14 protein-coding genes are annotated in these 16,008 nt (G+C 70.7%); 7 read left to right on the top strand and 7 right to left on the bottom strand.

Going from position 1 to position 16,008, the window contains the following annotated elements; all coding sequences use genetic code 11:
• Nucleotides 1-5: 5 nt before the first annotated feature.
• The 4 genes from ACIP64_RS30650 to panB all read right to left on the bottom strand — a co-directional run bounded on the left by ACIP64_RS30650 (nucleotide 6) and on the right by panB (nucleotide 2,953).
• Entirely contained in the window at nucleotides 6-716 is a 711-nt protein-coding gene (locus tag ACIP64_RS30650) for an anti-sigma factor family protein (protein ID WP_401592970.1), read from the bottom strand.
• Nucleotides 713-1,306 (bottom strand): sigma-70 family RNA polymerase sigma factor, encoded by a 594-nt coding sequence (locus ACIP64_RS30645; RefSeq protein ID WP_319662217.1) that lies wholly within the window; start codon nucleotides 1,304-1,306, stop codon nucleotides 713-715. The genes ACIP64_RS30650 and ACIP64_RS30645 overlap by 4 nt, the downstream gene beginning before the upstream one ends.
• Entirely contained in the window at nucleotides 1,306-1,854 is a 549-nt protein-coding gene (locus ACIP64_RS30640; protein ID WP_401592967.1) for a hypothetical protein, read from the bottom strand. The genes ACIP64_RS30645 and ACIP64_RS30640 overlap by 1 nt, the downstream gene beginning before the upstream one ends.
• Nucleotides 1,855-2,071: 217 nt before the next feature.
• Complete coding sequence (gene panB / locus ACIP64_RS30635; protein ID WP_401592965.1) at nucleotides 2,072-2,953, bottom strand: 3-methyl-2-oxobutanoate hydroxymethyltransferase; 882 nt, start codon at nucleotides 2,951-2,953, stop codon at nucleotides 2,072-2,074.
• 168 nt (nucleotides 2,954-3,121) lie between these two features.
• Here panB and ACIP64_RS30630 point away from each other — a divergent pair, with 168 nt between their 5' ends.
• From ACIP64_RS30630 to ACIP64_RS30615, 4 genes are all read left to right on the top strand, one after another.
• A complete protein-coding gene (locus ACIP64_RS30630) occupies nucleotides 3,122-4,726 on the top strand; it encodes an MFS transporter (RefSeq protein WP_401592963.1) in 1,605 nt (534 codons plus the stop codon).
• Nucleotides 4,723-5,367, top strand: a complete 645-nt coding sequence (locus ACIP64_RS30625) for a TetR/AcrR family transcriptional regulator (protein ID WP_401592961.1) — start codon at nucleotides 4,723-4,725, stop codon at nucleotides 5,365-5,367. The genes ACIP64_RS30630 and ACIP64_RS30625 overlap by 4 nt, the downstream gene beginning before the upstream one ends.
• A gap of 261 nt (nucleotides 5,368-5,628) precedes the next feature.
• Nucleotides 5,629-6,549 carry an endonuclease/exonuclease/phosphatase family protein gene (locus ACIP64_RS30620; RefSeq protein WP_401593122.1) on the top strand — a complete coding sequence of 307 codons (921 nt, stop codon included), beginning with the start codon at nucleotides 5,629-5,631 and terminating at the stop codon, nucleotides 6,547-6,549.
• Between the two features lie 122 nt (nucleotides 6,550-6,671).
• Entirely contained in the window at nucleotides 6,672-7,883 is a 1,212-nt protein-coding gene (locus ACIP64_RS30615) for an MFS transporter (RefSeq protein WP_401592959.1), read from the top strand.
• Nucleotides 7,884-8,711: 828 nt separating this feature from the next.
• On the opposite strand, the gene ACIP64_RS30610 is transcribed toward ACIP64_RS30615, so the two are convergent.
• Nucleotides 8,712-10,469, bottom strand: a complete 1,758-nt coding sequence (locus ACIP64_RS30610; protein ID WP_401592957.1) for an NAD+ synthase — start codon at nucleotides 10,467-10,469, stop codon at nucleotides 8,712-8,714.
• Between the two features lie 198 nt (nucleotides 10,470-10,667).
• Between ACIP64_RS30610 and ACIP64_RS30605 the strand changes: the two genes are divergently transcribed.
• Nucleotides 10,668-12,029 (top strand): glutamine synthetase family protein, encoded by a 1,362-nt coding sequence (locus tag ACIP64_RS30605; RefSeq protein ID WP_401592955.1) that lies wholly within the window; start codon nucleotides 10,668-10,670, stop codon nucleotides 12,027-12,029.
• 476 nt (nucleotides 12,030-12,505) lie between these two features.
• Here ACIP64_RS30605 and pstS read toward each other — a convergent pair whose 3' ends face one another.
• On the bottom strand, nucleotides 12,506-14,251 hold the full coding sequence (pstS, locus tag ACIP64_RS30600; RefSeq protein WP_401592953.1) for a phosphate ABC transporter substrate-binding protein PstS: 1,746 nt from the start codon (nucleotides 14,249-14,251) through the stop codon (nucleotides 12,506-12,508).
• 399 nt (nucleotides 14,252-14,650) lie between these two features.
• On the opposite strand from pstS, the gene ACIP64_RS30595 reads away from it, so the two are divergent.
• A complete protein-coding gene (locus tag ACIP64_RS30595; RefSeq protein ID WP_401592951.1) occupies nucleotides 14,651-14,962 on the top strand; it encodes a hypothetical protein in 312 nt (103 codons plus the stop codon).
• Between the two features lie 76 nt (nucleotides 14,963-15,038).
• On the opposite strand, the gene ACIP64_RS30590 is transcribed toward ACIP64_RS30595, so the two are convergent.
• Nucleotides 15,039-15,386: an ankyrin repeat domain-containing protein gene (locus ACIP64_RS30590; protein WP_401592949.1), complete on the bottom strand. Its 348-nt coding sequence runs from the start codon at nucleotides 15,384-15,386 to the stop codon at nucleotides 15,039-15,041.
• 55 nt (nucleotides 15,387-15,441) lie between these two features.
• On the opposite strand from ACIP64_RS30590, the gene ACIP64_RS30585 reads away from it, so the two are divergent.
• Complete coding sequence (locus ACIP64_RS30585; RefSeq protein ID WP_401592947.1) at nucleotides 15,442-15,984, top strand: DUF6368 family protein; 543 nt, start codon at nucleotides 15,442-15,444, stop codon at nucleotides 15,982-15,984.
• Nucleotides 15,985-16,008: the final 24 nt, after the last annotated feature.

The following is a 16,008-nucleotide window of genomic DNA, read 5'->3' as shown; positions in this document are numbered from 1 at the left end:
AGGGCTCAGACGTTCACCGACACCAGCCGCTGCCCCTGCGCCGTGATGACGTCGAAGCGCGCGATGTCGTCCGGCTGCATCCCCGCCGACCCGTCGAGCGTCAGCGGCTGCGGCTGGGCGGAGGTGCCGTAACCCGCCGTCGGGACGCTCCAGGTGGAGACGGTCTGCTGCGAGCCGTCCTTGCCGATGGCGACGAGGCGGCAGGTGAGCGGGCCCTGGACGCCGGAGAGGTTGAGGCCGACCTCGCTGCCCCACTTCTTCTCGTTGACGCCGACCGTGGCCTTGACGCCCGTGGCGGTGTCGGAGCTCTTGAACTCCTGGGCGTAGGTGTGGGCCGCCGGGGAGTCCGAGCCGCCGGAGGCCAGCACCGCGACCGTCGGGCCGCCGATGATGAGGGCGACGGACGCGGCGAGCGCGAACATCCTGCGCCGGGCGCGGGTCCTGCGCTCGTCGGAGACCTTGCCGAGCAGCTTGCCGAGGACCGCGTCGCCGCTGGGCGGCAGCGGTGCGCCGGCGCCGGCGGGGGCGAGTTCGGCGAGCACGGGCACCAGCCCGCTCAGCTCGTCGAGCTGCTGTCCGCACTGGTGGCAGATGGCCAGGTGCTCCTCGAAGCGCGCCATGTCGGCGTCGTCGAGGACGCCGAGGACGTAGGCCCCGACGTCGACGTGCGGGTCGTGAGGCGTACCTGCCCCGGAACCGTAACCGTAGACCGTCACGAGGTGGTCACACCCCTTTCCTCAAGAGCGATTTTCAGTGAGCGGAGGGCATAGAAGACCCGCGAGCGCACGGTGCCGGGCGGTACCCCCAGCGCCGCCGCGGCCTCGTTGACCGTCCGGCCCTTGAAGTACGTTTCGATCAGCACCTGGCGGTGGGCCTCGGTGAGATCTTCCAGTGCGTCGGAGATCGTCATCAGCCTCAGGGAGCGTTCGAGTTCGTCCTCGGCCGGGAGCTGGTCGAGGGCGGCCGGGGAGGCCTCCGGGGGCCGTGCCTGACGGCTGCGGTGGCCGTCTATCACGATCCGTCGGGCGACCGTCACCAACCAGGGCCGCAATGACCGGGCGCCCGGGTCGAGCCGCGAAGCGCTCTTCCATGCGCGCAGGAGGGTTTCCTGCACGACGTCCTCGGCGAGGTAGCGGTCACCGCCGACCAGCCGAAGGACGTATGCGAAGAGAGCGCCCGCGTGTTCGCGGTAGAGCGCCCGCATGAGGTCCTCTTCGGGGACCCCACCTGAGCGATGGTCGGCCACGAGCGCATCCTGCCCTACTGATCGCTGCGGGTCGAGTCCTCGCAATGCCTGCTGTCCCATCAGTATCCGTCTGACCCGTTCTGGGTGGTGGCGCTCTTCGGCCGTGCACCGGGCACGGCCTTCTCGCCTTGGATGTCGGCCGCGAACCAGACCCGGTCCACGCCCTGGCCCTTGGTGTCGCCCGGGTTCTTGTCGCCCGTGAAGCGGTAGAGCGGCCAGCCGTTGAGCGTGAGCTGGAGGGATCCGTCGGGACGCTTGACGCTGCCGACCAGGTTCTGGTCGACGCCCTGCACCTGGGTGTCGGAGACCGCGGCGGCCGGCAGCCACCGGGTCGCGCACGGGCCGGCGCAGGTCGCCGTCGGCGGGACGTTCCTGTCCTGGTCGAAGCGGTAGAGGACCCACCCCTGGTTGTCGGTGACGAGCGTGCCCAGCTGGGCGTTGTCCACGGTCCGCAGTCCCACCGCCTGCTGTGTGGCGGAGGGCAGGGGAAGGACCGCGTCCACCGGGGGACCGCTGCCGCCGCTCGCGTTGCAGGCGGTGGCAGCGATCAGCATCGTGGCGGCGAAGGCCCCCGCGATCACTGATCGGTGCAGCTTGTCAAGGCTCATGCCTGTGCCCCCGGCATTCCTGGTCGGTGCTCCGCCGCCCCCTGGTGGGCGGCTGCCCACTCATACGCGCGGGGGCCCGGGCGTACTCAACCGTCCCGGAAAAAACTTCCGCCCCGGGGAGGGGGATTCCCGGGGCGGAAGCAGGCGGCAGGGCGCACCGCCGCTCAGGAGGGTCTTCGGGGGGCCGGACCTCGCAGGAAGGCCCCGGCGGAAGACCTCAGTGGAAGCTGTGTTCCGCGGCGGGGTAGGCCCCGCCGGCCACGTCCTCCGCGAAGGCCTTCGCGGCGCCGCCGAGCGTCTCGCGCAGGGCGGCGTACTGCTTGACGAAGCGCGGCACGCGGCCGCCCGTCATCCCCGCCATGTCGGTCCACACCAGTACCTGGGCGTCGCACTCCGCGCCCGCGCCGATGCCGACGGTCGGGATGTGCAGGCTGCGGGTGACCTCCGCGGCCAGCTCGGCCGGGACCAGCTCCAGGACGACGGCGAAGGCGCCCGCGTCCTGCACGGCCTTGGCGTCGCGCAGCAGCTGCTGCGCCGCCTCCTCGCCGCGGCCCTGCACGGTGTAGCCGCCGAAGGCGTTGACGGACTGCGGGGTGAGGCCGATGTGGGCCATCACGGGGATGCCGGCCTGGACCAGCAGCTCGATCTGGTGGGCGGAGCGCTCGCCGCCCTCCAGCTTCACGGCGCCGACGCCGGCCTCCTTCAGCAGGCGGGTGGCGCTGCGCAGTGCCTGCGTCGGGCCCTCCTGGTACGAGCCGAAGGGCAGGTCGCCGATCACCATCGCGCGCTTGGTGCCGCGCACGACGGCGGCGGCGAGCATCGTCATCTCGTCCAGGGTGACGGGGACGGTGCTGTCGTAGCCGAGGTGGCAGTTGCCCATGGAGTCGCCGACCAGCAGGACGGGGATGCCGGCCTCGTCGAAGACGGAAGCGGTCATCGCGTCGTAGGCGGTGAGCATGGGCCACTTCTCGCCGCGCTCCTTGGCGGCGGCGATGTCCCGGACCGTGATGCGCCGGGTCCCCTTGCCCCCGTACAGCGCCTTGCTGCTGTCGGGTGCGGACGGGGCAGGCGGCTGGGCAGCCGAAACGGCGTGCGTCATCGCAACGCTCCTTGTGTTCATCTCGAGGCGCCCTGACGGCGTCCCCGGACCGTTTCCATGCTGACACGACCTGCCGCCCGCGCAAAGGGGGACTCCGGTCCCGTCGCTTTGCCGAGGTTTTACAATACGAGACGGTCTCGTATCGAAACTCGGGTCTAGCGTGGGACCATGTCCGCCGACGTGCCGCAGATCCGGCCCCTCAGCGTCCCGGAGGCGGTTCACCGCCGCCGCTGGGCGATACTCAGCGTCCTGTTGCTCAGCCTCCTCGTGGTGGTGCTGGACAACTCGATCCTCAACGTGGCGATGAAGACCATCGCCGAGCCCGCCCCGACCGGACTGGGCGCCACCCAGAGCCAGCTGGAGTGGGCCATCAACTCCTACACGCTGGTCTTCGCCGGTCTGCTCTTCACCGCCGGCCTGCTCGGCGACCGGATCGGCCGCAAGAAGGTGCTGCTCTTCGGCATGGTCGCCTTCGGCATCGGATCGGTGCTGTCGGCCTTCGCCGGCTCCTCCGGGGAACTGATCGCCTTCCGCGCCGTCATGGGATTCGGCGGCGCGTTCGTCATGCCCGCCACCCTCGCCATCATCATCAACGTCTTCGAGCGCGAGGAGCAGCCCAAGGCGATCGGCATCTGGACCGGCGCCGTGGGCCTGGGCATCGCCATCGGCCCGGTCACCGGCGGCCTGCTGCTCCAGCACTTCTGGTGGGGCTCGGTCTTCCTGGTGAACGTGCCGATCATCCTGGTCGCGCTGGTGGCGATGGTGCTGCTCGTCCCCGACTCCCGGGACCCGAAGCCGGGCCGGCTCGACCCGATCGGTGTGTCGCTGTCCATCGTCGGCCTCGTGCTGCTGGTGTACGGCATCATCAAGGGCGGCCAGCTGGCCGACTTCGGCGCCCCCGCCGCCTGGACGACCATCGTCGGCGGCCTGGTGATCCTGGGCGCCTTCGTCTGGTTCGAGGCGCGCAGCAGCCACCCCGCCTTCGACGTGGCGTACTTCCGCAACCTGACCTTCTCGGCCTCGGTCTCCGCGATCGGCCTGGTCTTCTTCGCGCTCATGGGCGTGACGTTCTTCATGGTCTTCTACATGCAGAGCGTGCGCGGCTACAGCGCCCTGGAGTCCGGTCTGCTCCTGCTCCCGCTCGCCGTCGCCCAGCTGATCTTCGCGCCGCGGGCCCGGCTCGTGGTCGACCGCATCGGCGCCCGGGCGACCTGCGGCGCCGGCCTCGGGCTGATCGCGCTGTCCTTCCTCGGCTTCCAGCTGCTGGACTCCGACAGCCCGATCTGGATCCTCGAGCTGCTGTTCTTCCTGATGGGCACGGCCATGGCGCACGTCATGCCGCCGGCGACCGTCGCCATCATGTCCTCCCTGCCGCGCGAGAAGGCCGGCTCGGGCTCGGCCGTCAACAACACCTTCCGGCAGGTCGGCGGCGCCCTCGGCGTGGCAGTCCTCGGCTCCGTGATGTCCACGGTCTACCGTGACGGCATCAAGGACCATCTGACCGGCCTCCCCGCCGGCGTGCAGCACCAGGCCGGCGAGTCCATCGAGGCCACCCGGGCCGTCGCCGAGCACATGGGGCCCGCGGGCAAGGCGCTGATCGCCCCCGCCACCGACGCCTTCATCCACGCCATCCACGTCACCGCGCTGGCCTCGACCGCCGTCGCCCTGCTCGGGATGGTCGTCGTGCTGATCTTCCTGCCGCGCAAGGGCGCCGCGGCGCGGCCCGCGGGCGGCGAGGAGCGTGAGGCCCGTCCGGTGGAGGTCGGCCGATGACGTTGCCGGCGACGCCCGCGCGGGAGGACTCCGAGGCCGGCCGGCCCCGGTGCCCGCGCGGGCGTCCGCGCAGCGCGGAGGCCGACTCGGCGATCGTCGAGGCCGTCCTGCGGCTCATCGAGGAGGGCGCCACGATCGGCGGGCTGTCGATGGAGGGCATCGCCCGCGCCGCGGGCGTCGGCAAGGCCACCGTCTACCGGCGCTGGCCCGGCAAGGACGCCCTCATGCTGGACGTCCTGCGCTCCGTCGACGAGGAGGCGCCCGAACTCGCCGGCGTCTCGGTCCGCGACGACCTGGTGACCTGCGTGGAGTTCATACGGCGCCGCGCCCTGGTGAAGCGGTCGTCCGCGCTCATGCGCAACGTCCTCGCCCAGTTCCAGAACGTGCCCGAGCTGTGGGCCGCGTACCACGACACCGTCATCGTCACCCGCCGCCGGCAGGTCGCCGACGTGCTCGCCCGCGGTATCCGCGAGGGCGAGCTGCGCGACGACGTGGACCTGGAACTGCTCAGCGACCTCTTCGTCGGGCCGATGCTCTCCCGCGTGATGCTCCGCCCGGAGGCCTCGCTCCCGGACGGACTGTCCGAGCAGATCGTGGACTCGGTGCTGAGCGGCGTGCGTGCCGTGCGTGGCGCGCCCTGAGCGGGCGGTAACGGGCGGAATGTGCCCGTTGTGTCACAGGCGGCCTCCCGCCACCCTTCGCGGGAACCCGCCGTCCGGCGCGCCCCGTCCTCCTTGTGTCGATCCCCTATGGTCGACTGAGCACTTCGCAAGACAGTGAGGACTTCCCCCATGGCGCAGGCGTACGACGCGAACGTGACCACCGACGGCGGCGGAGAGCCGCGACGCGGGTCCGGCGCGGCGGGGCGACTCAGGCGCTGGGCCGGGAAGTTCAGGGACGGCATGTGGCGGCGCGGCATCATCACCGCCGTACTGGCCGTCCTCATTGCCCTGGTGATGGGCTTTCACGGTGCCCTGCCCAACCGGATCGGCAACGTGGGCAGCCTGACCGAGACCTTCCTGCCGTGGGTCGGCCTGGCGATCCCGGTCCTGCTCCTGGTCGCCCTGCTGCGGCGCTCGGCGACCGCGCTGATCGCGCTCCTGGTGCCGGTGCTGGTCTGGGTCAACTTCTTCGGCGGCCTGCTCTCGGACAAGCACACCGGCGGCGGCGACCTGACCGTGCTCACCCACAACGTCAACGCCGACAACCCCGACCCGGCCGGCACCGCCCGCGACCTCATCGCCTCCGGCGCCGACGTGATCGCCCTGGAGGAGATCGCGGTCGGCCAGGCGCCCTCGTACGAGCACGGCCTCAAGGCCGCCTACCCCTACCACTCGGTGCAGGGCACGGTCGGGCTGTGGAGCAAGTACCCCCTCACCGGCGTGCACCCGGTCGACATCGGGCTCGGCTGGGTCCGCGCCATGCGGGCCGCGATCACCACACCGGACGGGAAGGCCGCGGTCTACGTCGCCCACCTGCCCTCGGTGCGGGTCAAGTTCAACGCGGGCTTCACGGCCGGGGAGCGGGACCACAGCGCCGACGACCTCGGCGAGGCCATCGCCGAGGAGAAGATGCCCGACGTGATCCTCATGGGCGACCTCAACGGGACCATGAACGACCGCGCGCTCGCCAACATCACCTCGCAGATGCGCTCCACGCAGGGCGCCGCCGGCCACGGGTTCGGCTTCAGCTGGCCCGCCGACTTCCCGATGGCCCGGATCGACCAGATCCTCGTCAGGGGCGCGGAACCCACCGACTCCTGGGTGCTGCCGGCGACCGACAGCGACCACCGGCCGGTGGCCGCGAAAGTGGCCCTTTCGTAGCAAGCGGGTTTAACGTGCCGTTCGTCTGTGGGTGACACCACGGGAAGAATGGTCGGGGAGAGTTTGTTCCGAAGATAAACTAATAACGCTCCCCGCGTCCCACCTCCCCGGAAGGGTCACTCATGCCTCTCGCCCTGCTCGCACTGGCGATCAGCGCATTCGGCATCGGCACGACGGAGTTCGTGATGATGGGCCTGCTGCCCAACGTCGCGGACGACCTGCACACCTCCATCCCGACCGCCGGCTACCTCGTCTCCGGCTACGCCCTCGGCGTCGTCATCGGCGCGCCCGCGCTGGCCGCCCTCACCACGCGCATGCCGCGCAAGACCCTGCTCATCATGCTCATGGGCCTGTTCACGGTCGGCAACACCCTCTCCGCGCTCGCCCCCGGCTTCGGCTGGCTGCTCGCCGGACGCATCGTCGCCGGGCTCCCGCACGGCGCCTTCTTCGGCGCCGGCGCGGTCGTGGCCGCGGGCATGGTCGACCCGGCGCGCAGGGCCCGCGCGGTCTCCCTCATGATCGCCGGGCTCACCGTCGCCAACATCGTGGGCGTCCCCGCGGCCACGCTCATGGGCCAGCACCTGGGATGGCGGGCCACCTTCCTCACCGTCGGCGTGATCGGCCTCATCGCCATGGCCAGCATCGCGCTCCTCGTCCCCCGCCTGCCCATGACGCCGGGCGGCGGACTGCGGCACGAACTCTCGGTCTTCCGCAACGGACAGGTCTGGCTGGCACTCGCCACCACGATCTTCGGCTTCGCCGCGGTCTTCACGGTCTACAGCTACGTCACGCCGCTGCTCACCAAGGTCGCCGGCTTCGGCGAGAGCAGCGTCACGATCGTGCTCGCGCTCTTCGGCGTCGGCGCCACCATAGGCAACCTGCTCGGCGGCCGCCTCGCCGACCGGGCCCTGCGGCCCGCCCTGCTCGGCAGCCTCGGCGCGCTCGCGGTGGTCCTGCTCCTGTTCACGGTGACCGCGCACGCGCAGTGGAGCGCCGCGCTCACCGTCGTCCTCCTCGGGATCGCGGCGTTCGCCGCGGGCTCCCCCCTGATGATGCTCGTCATGGACAAGGCCCGGCAGGCCCCCGGCCTCGCCTCCGCCGCGAACCAGGCGGCGTTCAACCTCGCCAACGCGGGCGGCGCGTGGCTCGGCGGGTTCGTCATCGCCCGCGGCCTGGGCTACGTCGCGCCCGCGGTGGCGGGGGCGGGGCTCGCCGTGTTCGGCGTCGCGATAGCGGGGGCGGCTGCGCTGCTGGAGCGGCGTGGCGGGGTGTCCGGGTCGCGGGTCGTGGCGGCGGGGGTGGTGCGGGGGGCGGCGCCCGAGCGGGTCGGCTAGCGCCTGGCCGCCGGGGTTTTTCCCCCGCCCTCCCTCCCGTGTGCCCTGTGAAGTCACGCGCCCCGACGCGCGTTGTTGGGGGTCGGGTTCGGGGCCTCCGGGGCTGCCATTCTGGACAGCACATTTAGGTGCCTCAGGTACCCGGCTTGATCACTCCGGGTCATGCACCCAAATATGCTCCAGTGTCCAGAACGCCACCCCTACGACCCCGCCCCCTCCGTCTCGTATCGCGCCTGATCCCCGGTGGGTGGGTAGAGACGGCACCGTGCCCAAGCCGTCGTTGGCGCAGCGCGGCCGTCACCTGTAGGCACTCGGACCGCGCCGGATCGCCAATGCACCGGGAAGTGTCGCGAGAGGATCGCGGGGCTGCCCAGCGCTGTCGGCTGGTCATCGACCGCAGCCGACCGTGCCGCACCGACGGGTGACCTGGCCGCCTTCCTACCCCCCGCCGGGGATCGGGCGCGAATGCCCACCTGCGGCACCCCCGGCCGAAGGCTGGTGGCCGTTCCCCTGCACCCGACTGCGCCGCGCCGACAGGTGGCCTGAGCACGGTGCTGCTTCATACCCCCCACCGGGGATCAGGCGCGAGAGCTCACGGAGGGGGCGGGGTCGTAGGGGTGGATGTTCTGGACGTTCGGCATATTTGTGTGCGGTATCCGGGGCGAACAGTGGAAAGCGCTGGAAAGGCACGTAAATATCCAGTCCAGGACGTGCAGCCCCGGAGGCCCCGAACCCGGCGCCCCGACGACTTGCGTCGGGGCGCGTGACTTCACAGGGCACACGGGCGGGAGGGCAGGAAAGGAACCTGACCGGTCCGGACGCGAAGCGTCAGGCGTGTTCGCGCCAGCGGTTCGTGATCGGAAGCCGCCGGTCCTTGCCGAACCCCTTTGCCGAGATCTTCGTCCCCGGCGGATACTGCCGCCGCTTGTACTCCGCCGTGTCCACCATCCGCAGCACCTTGGCGACGAGTTCCGCGTCGAACCCGGCGGCGACGATCGCGTCGCGTCCCTGGTCCTGGTCGACGTACATCGCCAGCATCCGGTCCAGGACGTCGTAGTCCGGCAGGGAGTCCGTGTCGACCTGCCCCGGCCGCAGTTCCGCGCTGGGGGGCTTGGCGATGGAGTTCTCGGGGATGGGCGGGGTCTGGCCCCGCTCCGCCGCGGCGCGGTTCCGCCACTGCGCGAGGCGGAAGACCGTGGTCTTGTAGACGTCCTTGATGGGCCCGTACGCGCCGACGGAGTCGCCGTACAGGGTGGAGTAGCCGACCGCGAGCTCGCTCTTGTTGCCCGGGGCGAGGACGATGTGCCCCTCCTGGTTGGAGATGGCCATCAGCATCGTGCCGCGCAGCCGGGACTGGAGGTTCTCCTCGGCGAGGCCGGTGAGCCCGAGGGCGCCCATGTACGCGTCGAACATCGGGGCGATGGGGACGGTGCGGAAGTTGAGCCCGGTGCGCCGGGCGAGTTCGGCCGCGTCGTCCTTGGAGTGGTCCGAGGAGTACCGGGACGGCATGGAGACGCCGTACACGTTGGCCGCCCCGACCGCGTCGCACGCGATGGCCGCGACGAGGGCCGAGTCGATGCCGCCGGAGAGCCCGATGAGGACGGAGCGGAAGCCGTTCTTGGCGACGTAGGCGCGCAGGCCCACCACGAGCGCGGTGTAGATCTCCTCGTCGTCGCCGAGCCGGGCCGCCTCCTCGCCGCGGACTTCCGGCTCGTACGCCGGGAGCGGTTCGGCGGAGAGCGTGACGTGCTCGATCTCCAGCCCGTCGTCCACGATGCCGCTCGGCACCTTGGCGGGGTCGGCGGCCGGCAGGTCGAGGTCGAGCAGGACGCAGCCCTCCTCGAACTGCGGGGCGCGCCCGATCACGTCGCCGGAGGCGGAGACGACGATGGAGTCGCCGTCGAAGACCAGCTCGTCCTGGCCGCCGATCATCGCACCGTAGGCGAGGGTGCAGCCGGCCTCCTGGGCCCGCTTGCGCACCAGCTCCAGCCGGGTGTCGTCCTTGGCGACCTCGTACGGGGAGGCGTTGATCGCGACCAGCAGCCCGGCTCCCGCGGTGCGGGCGGCGGGCACGCGGCCGCCGTCCTGCCACAGGTCCTCGCAGATGGCGAGGGCGACGTCGACCCCGTGCACGCGGACGACCGGGAGGGTGTCGCCGGGCACGAAGTAGCGGAACTCGTCGAAGACGCCGTAGTTGGGCAGGTGGTGCTTGGCGAACTTCAGCACGACCTTGCCGCCGTGCAGCACGGCGGCGGCGTTGCGGGGCGAGCCGGCCGGCTGGCCGTACCGCGGCTGGGCCTTCTCACTGCGGTCGAGGTAGCCGACGATCACCGGCAGGTCCCCGAGGCCCTCGGCGGCCAGGCGGGCCGCGAGCCGCTCCAGGGCGGTCCGGCTGGCTTCGACGAAGGAGGAGCGCAGCACGAGGTCCTCGACGGGGTACCCGGTCAGCGCCATCTCGGGGAACGCCACGAGGTGGGCTCCCTGTTCGGCCGCGTGCCGGGTCCAGCGCACCACCGACTCCGCGTTGCCGGCGAGGTCGCCCACCGTGGAGTCGATCTGATTCAGAGCGAGGCGTAGTTGAGGCACGGCGCCCAGTGTAATCGTCAAACCGACGCGATGTAGGAGTGCGCGCTGTGTGGCGCAAGCCACGTCCGTGCTTTCCCGACTGTCGTAGCGGCGCGACGGATGCGTAATCTTGTGGAAACCGCGGCGGGTGATACTGACGTGCTCCCGCCATGCCCTTGGCTGTGGTGCACAGGCCGTATGACCTGCAAGGATGTAGCTATGGACAAGCAGCAGGAGTTCGTTCTCCGCACCCTTGAGGAGCGGGACATCCGCTTTGTGCGGCTTTGGTTCACGGACGTGCTGGGCTATCTGAAGTCCGTGGCCGTCGCGCCGGCGGAACTGGAGCAGGCCTTCGACGAGGGCATCGGCTTCGACGGCTCCGCGATCGAGGGCTTCGCCCGGGTCTACGAGTCCGACATGATCGCCAAACCGGACCCCGGCAGCTTCCAGATCCTCCCGTGGCGCGCCGAGGCGCCCGGCGCCGCCCGGATGTTCTGCGACATCCTCATGCCCGACGGCTCGCCGTCGTACGCGGACCCGCGCTTCGTCCTCAAGCGATCCCTGGCCAAGGCCTCGGACCTGGGGTTCACGTTCTACACGCACCCCGAGATCGAGTTCTTCCTGCTGAAGAACCTTCCGCTGGACGGCACCGTGCCGGTCCCGGCGGACAACTCCGGCTACTTCGACCACACGCCGCAGAACGTGGGCCAGGACTTCCGCCGCCAGGCGATCACGATGCTGGAGTCGATGGGCATCTCCGTGGAGTTCTCCCACCACGAGGGCGCCCCGGGCCAGCAGGAGATCGACCTGCGCTACGCGGACGCGCTCTCCACCGCCGACAACATCATGACCTTCCGGCTGGTCATGAAGCAGGTCGCGCTGGAGCAGGGCGTGAACGCCACCTTCATGCCGAAGCCCTTCAGCGAGCACCCCGGCTCCGGCATGCACACCCACCTGTCCCTCTTCGAGGGCGACCGCAACGCCTTCCACGAGTCCGGTGCCGAGTACCAGCTCTCCAAAGTCGGCCGCTCCTTCATCGCCGGCCTGCTGAAGTACGCCGGCGAGATCTCCGCGGTCACCAACCAGTGGGTCAACTCGTACAAGCGCATCTGGGGCGGCGCCAACCGCACCGCGGGCGCCGGCGGCGAGGCCCCCTCGTACATCTGCTGGGGCCACAACAACCGCTCCGCGCTGATCCGCGTGCCCATGTACAAGCCCGGCAAGACCGGCTCCACCCGCGTCGAGGTCCGCTCCCTCGACTCCGGCGCCAACCCCTACCTCGCCTACGCCGTGCTCCTCGCGGCCGGCCTCAAGGGCATCGAGCAGGGCATCGAGCTCCCGCCGGGCGCCGACGACGACGTCTGGGCCCTGTCCGACGCCGAGCGCCGCGCCCTCGGCATCGAGCCGCTGCCGCAGAACCTCGGCGAGGCCATCCACCTCATGGAGCGCAGCGAACTGGTCGCCGAGACGCTGGGCGAGCACGTCTTCGACTTCTTCCTCCGCAACAAGAAGCAGGAGTGGGAGGAGTACCGCTCCGAGGTCACGGCGTTCGAGCTCCGCAAGAACCTCCCGAACCTGTAGCCGCGCCTCCGGCGGAGGTCCCGCCGTTACGACGCGCTCCGGGCCGGCAGCACGACGCTGCCGGCCCGGCGTCGTCTTGTTCGGCCTGTGCCGCCCGCGGGTTTCCCCGCTCGCGGCCGACCGGGTCCCGGTCGTCCGCTGGTGGACCGGGTCAGTTCCTGCGCCGGGCTCGTGGTGGCCCTCGTGATCCTGAGCGTGGGAGTCTCCCAGTACCGGCAGGGTGGCTCGGTCTGGTGGGCCCTCGTGCCCGCGCTCGGGGTTCTCAGCGAACTCCGTCTGGTGTGGCGGGCCTTCCGTTCGCGTCGCCCGCCGACAGCCGGGGAAGTCCGGAGTGACACTGCCGTCTGACATCGTCGACGCCGCACAGCGATCGTGGGTCGCGCCGGTGCGGGGGCCGTACGAGGAGCGTGAGCGCGGGGCGGCCGCGCTCACGCTCTCGTTCCGGGGCGGGCCCGCGGTGGCCGGGGCCGGGTCGCTCAGATGACGGTCAGCGTGAGGACCGCGGTGTACGTGCCGGGCACGGTGGTGGTGGGGGCGTCCAGGTTGAGCTCGGCGCCGAGGTCCGCGGTGCCGGGGCCGGTGCCGGTGGCCAGGGTCCGGGCGTCCGCGAGGCCGGTGCCGTCGCCGAGGGGGATGGGGTCGCCTGCGGTGACCGTGTGGACGTTGCCGCGGTCGGCGACGCTGGGGGTCCAGGTCAGGTGGGTCGCGTCGATGGTGTTGCCGGCCGGGTCGGTGAAGTCGCCTGCCTGGGCCGTGGCGGTCCAGCCGAAGTTGCCGGGGCGGGTGTCGGTGACGGTGACCGGGGTCAGCTGACCCGAGGTGTGCAGGTACTCGCCCGACTCACCGAGCAGCGGGGTCGGCAGCTCCACGTGAGGGTCGCCCGCGACGGACATCACGAGCGTCCCGGGTTCGAGGGTCGTCGTGATGAACTCCGACGCGTCGTCGGGGGTGCCGTCGCACGAGGGACCGCTGCCCAAGCGGTCGCAGACGGACGGGTAAGGGGCCGTCTTGACGAGGGTGTTGGTGCCGTCGGAGGAGAAGGTGGGGTTGTGGCAGTTCGTGATGTCGATGCCGGCGACGTTGACGCCGGGGACCTTGCGGACCTGTTCCAGACCCGCCTGCACGAGGTTGACGGGCAGCGGCGCGTAACCCAGGTCGTCCACGCTCTGCTGGCCCTGGCAGAGCGCGAAGTAGGCGAAGGCGCCCAGGGTCTCGCCCTTCTGGGCGTTGAAGTGCGACTCCAAGGCGGTCGGAATGATCATGTAGCTGTAGCTGGAGAGCGGGTAGGCACGCGGGTCGGTGCTGTTGTAGACGCCGTCGAGGTTCTGCGTCGCGTCCTGGTTGATCCGCGCCTCCAGCAGTGCCACCGCGACGTTCGACGCGGTGGGCTCGACGTAGTAGCCGGCCTTGTTGAGCACCTTGGCGACCGGAAAGCCGGTGGTGTACTTCGCGTACGAGTACTCGACGTACGTGATGGTGCCCATGCTGCCGCTCTGCGCCACGTAGCCGGAGACCCCGTTCGAGCCCGCCTGGGCGACGAAGCCGCTGCCCTGCACCAGCGGGTAGTTCGAGGTCGTCCCGCAGGGGGCGCTGCGCCCGGCCCGGGCGCAGTAGTCGTCCCACAGGGAGGGGTACTGCTTGCTCATCCAGGTGCTGAGCTGCGCCGTGGTGCCGGAGGTGTCGGAACGCACCACCGGGACGACCGGGCGGTCGGGCAGCTTGGAAGCGATGGCCGGGTTGTCGGCCTTGATGGCGGGGTCGTTCCAGTTCGTGATCCGGCCGGTGAAGATCTTGGCGATGACCTCGCCGGACAGCCGCAGGTCGGTGACCCGCTTCCCGTCGATGGTGAGGTTGTACATGAAGGACGTGCCACCGGCCGTGATCGGTAGGTAGCTGTAACGGCGCACCGGTGGCACGTCGACGACGCCGGAGTCCGCCATGCCGTAGGGGATCTCGGAGACGGCGTAGTCCACCGTGCCGTTGCGGAACTGGTTGCGGCCGTCCGACGAGCCCGTGCCGCTGTAGTTGATGATCATGTTGTACTGCTTGACGCTGGCCCGCCACTGGTCGAGCGCGTTCTGGCTCCAGGTCGACCCGGCGCCCGAGATCGGCGTGTACGTCGCGGCGGTTGCCGGGCCGGCGCCGAACAGGACGCCGGCCAGAAGGGTGAGAGCGGTGACGACTCTCAGGCGTGCGAGAAATGCCGGAAGTGAGCCGGGCATGGTGAAGGACTCCTGGTTGCTGTGGGTGAGTGCGTGCCGTCGGTGGAGCGGTTGCTCAGTGCCCGGGGCGGCGGTTGCGGACCTGAGGCGGGCTCGCCTGCTCACGCGTGCTCGGCGTTCCGGCGCCGGGCCGGTACCGGCCGGTGCCGTCGATTGCCGACCGTTCCCATGAACCATCGATCCCCCCGTGTCGCGGAGCACGGATTCCGTGCCCGCGGTGCGATCAAGGGCCCCCTGCGCCTTGTTCGCATCGCGTAAGACTGCGCGCCCGGCCGCAACCCACGACGACGGCCAGGTGAAGGACGAACGAACGCGCCTGCCCCGTACGGCCGTTGAACCTGCTGTGGCTCAACCCGTTCGGTGCCGCGTGTGTCGGACCCTGCTGGAACCGTGTTTCGTATGCCGGCGACCAACAGTTCCGAACAGTCCGTGACCGCTCGCTACCGCCTCGGCGGCGAGGGCTTCGGCGAGCCTGACGAGCGCGCACGCTTCTACGCGGCGCAACGTGCGCTGTCGGCGGCCGTCGAGGCGGCGGGGGTCGGTGAGCTGGGCGGGAACGAGTTCGGCGGGGGTGAAGCCGTGCTCTACGCGTACGGCCCGGATGCCGATGCCCTCTTTGCCGTGCTGGAACCGGGCTTGCGCGCGCTTCCGTTCCGGCCGGCGCACGTCGTCCTCTGCCGCGAGGCCGACGTGTCCCGGACCGACCTGTGAAGTGGCGACCCGCAAGGCGAGGACCTGCGGCCCTGACGCCTGCGCGCCGGATACGCCACGAGAACGCCTGAGGCGGCTACCCCTGGGCGCGACGGCGAGCAATGTGCGCTTCCAGGAGGCGCACCGCCATCTCGTGCCGTGCCTGGAACGCGAGATGCATCGGGGTGAGTCCGTCCCGTGAGGGCCGCTCGGGGTCAGCACCGTACGCCAGGAGAATCGCGGTCGTTGCCGCCTCCAGCGGCTTTCCCGTCTGCACCGACCCGTCCGACTCGCCTTCGATCGCGCGGAGCAGCGGGGTCCAGCCGTTGAACTCGTCGACTTCGTCAGGATCGGCGCCGGCATCGAGAAGGCGCGTCAGTTCCTCGCGCTCGTCCATCTCAACAGCCAGGTGCACGGTGAACAAGTGGTCCGGCTCATCGCTCATACGCTGGATGATCACATGCGCCGGACCGCCGTGGCGGGCGGGCTGGGCTCGCGCTGTGGCCGACCCGGTGTTGGTGATCGAGTTGCCCGCGGCTCCCTCCGCCGCGGTGATCCAGCGACTCCGCGACCTGCTGGTAGGTGCTTCGTCCTGGTTCGAGGAGCGGCGTCCCGGCTTCTACGACATCAACGTCTTCGCGGACCGTCTGGGCGTTGTGGGCCCAGGGAATGTCGACACGCGCCGGCCTTTCCTGGTGTCCGTGGTGGGGCCCGGCATCGGGGACGAGGAGATCTTCGAAGGCGAGCACGAAGACGGGCCTGATCTGGAGGCACTCGTCGGATTCCGCCCCACGCATGCCGTGGACGTCATCGCCGGGTGCAACGACCGGATCGATCACATCGCCACGGCCTTGCTGACGGCTTCCATCATGGACGTGATGGGCGGCGTGGCCGGTGTCGAGCTGTGGGACGGCCGGATGGCCGTCGTGGCAGGCCTTCCGGGTGTGCCGGCGATGACGGACGATGCGTGGCCGACCGCGTTCGCCACAGCGGAGTTCCTGCGCGCGTGGACAGCCCGGCCGGGCTTCCGGCTCCTCGAATAACCGGGGCGTCGCCGGCCGGCCCGG

This window comes from Streptomyces sp. NPDC088733 (assembly GCF_044751185.1).
In the GTDB taxonomy this organism is placed as follows: Bacteria; Actinomycetota; Actinomycetes; order Streptomycetales; family Streptomycetaceae; genus Actinacidiphila.
This window is presented reverse-complemented; position numbering and strand designations above follow the sequence as displayed.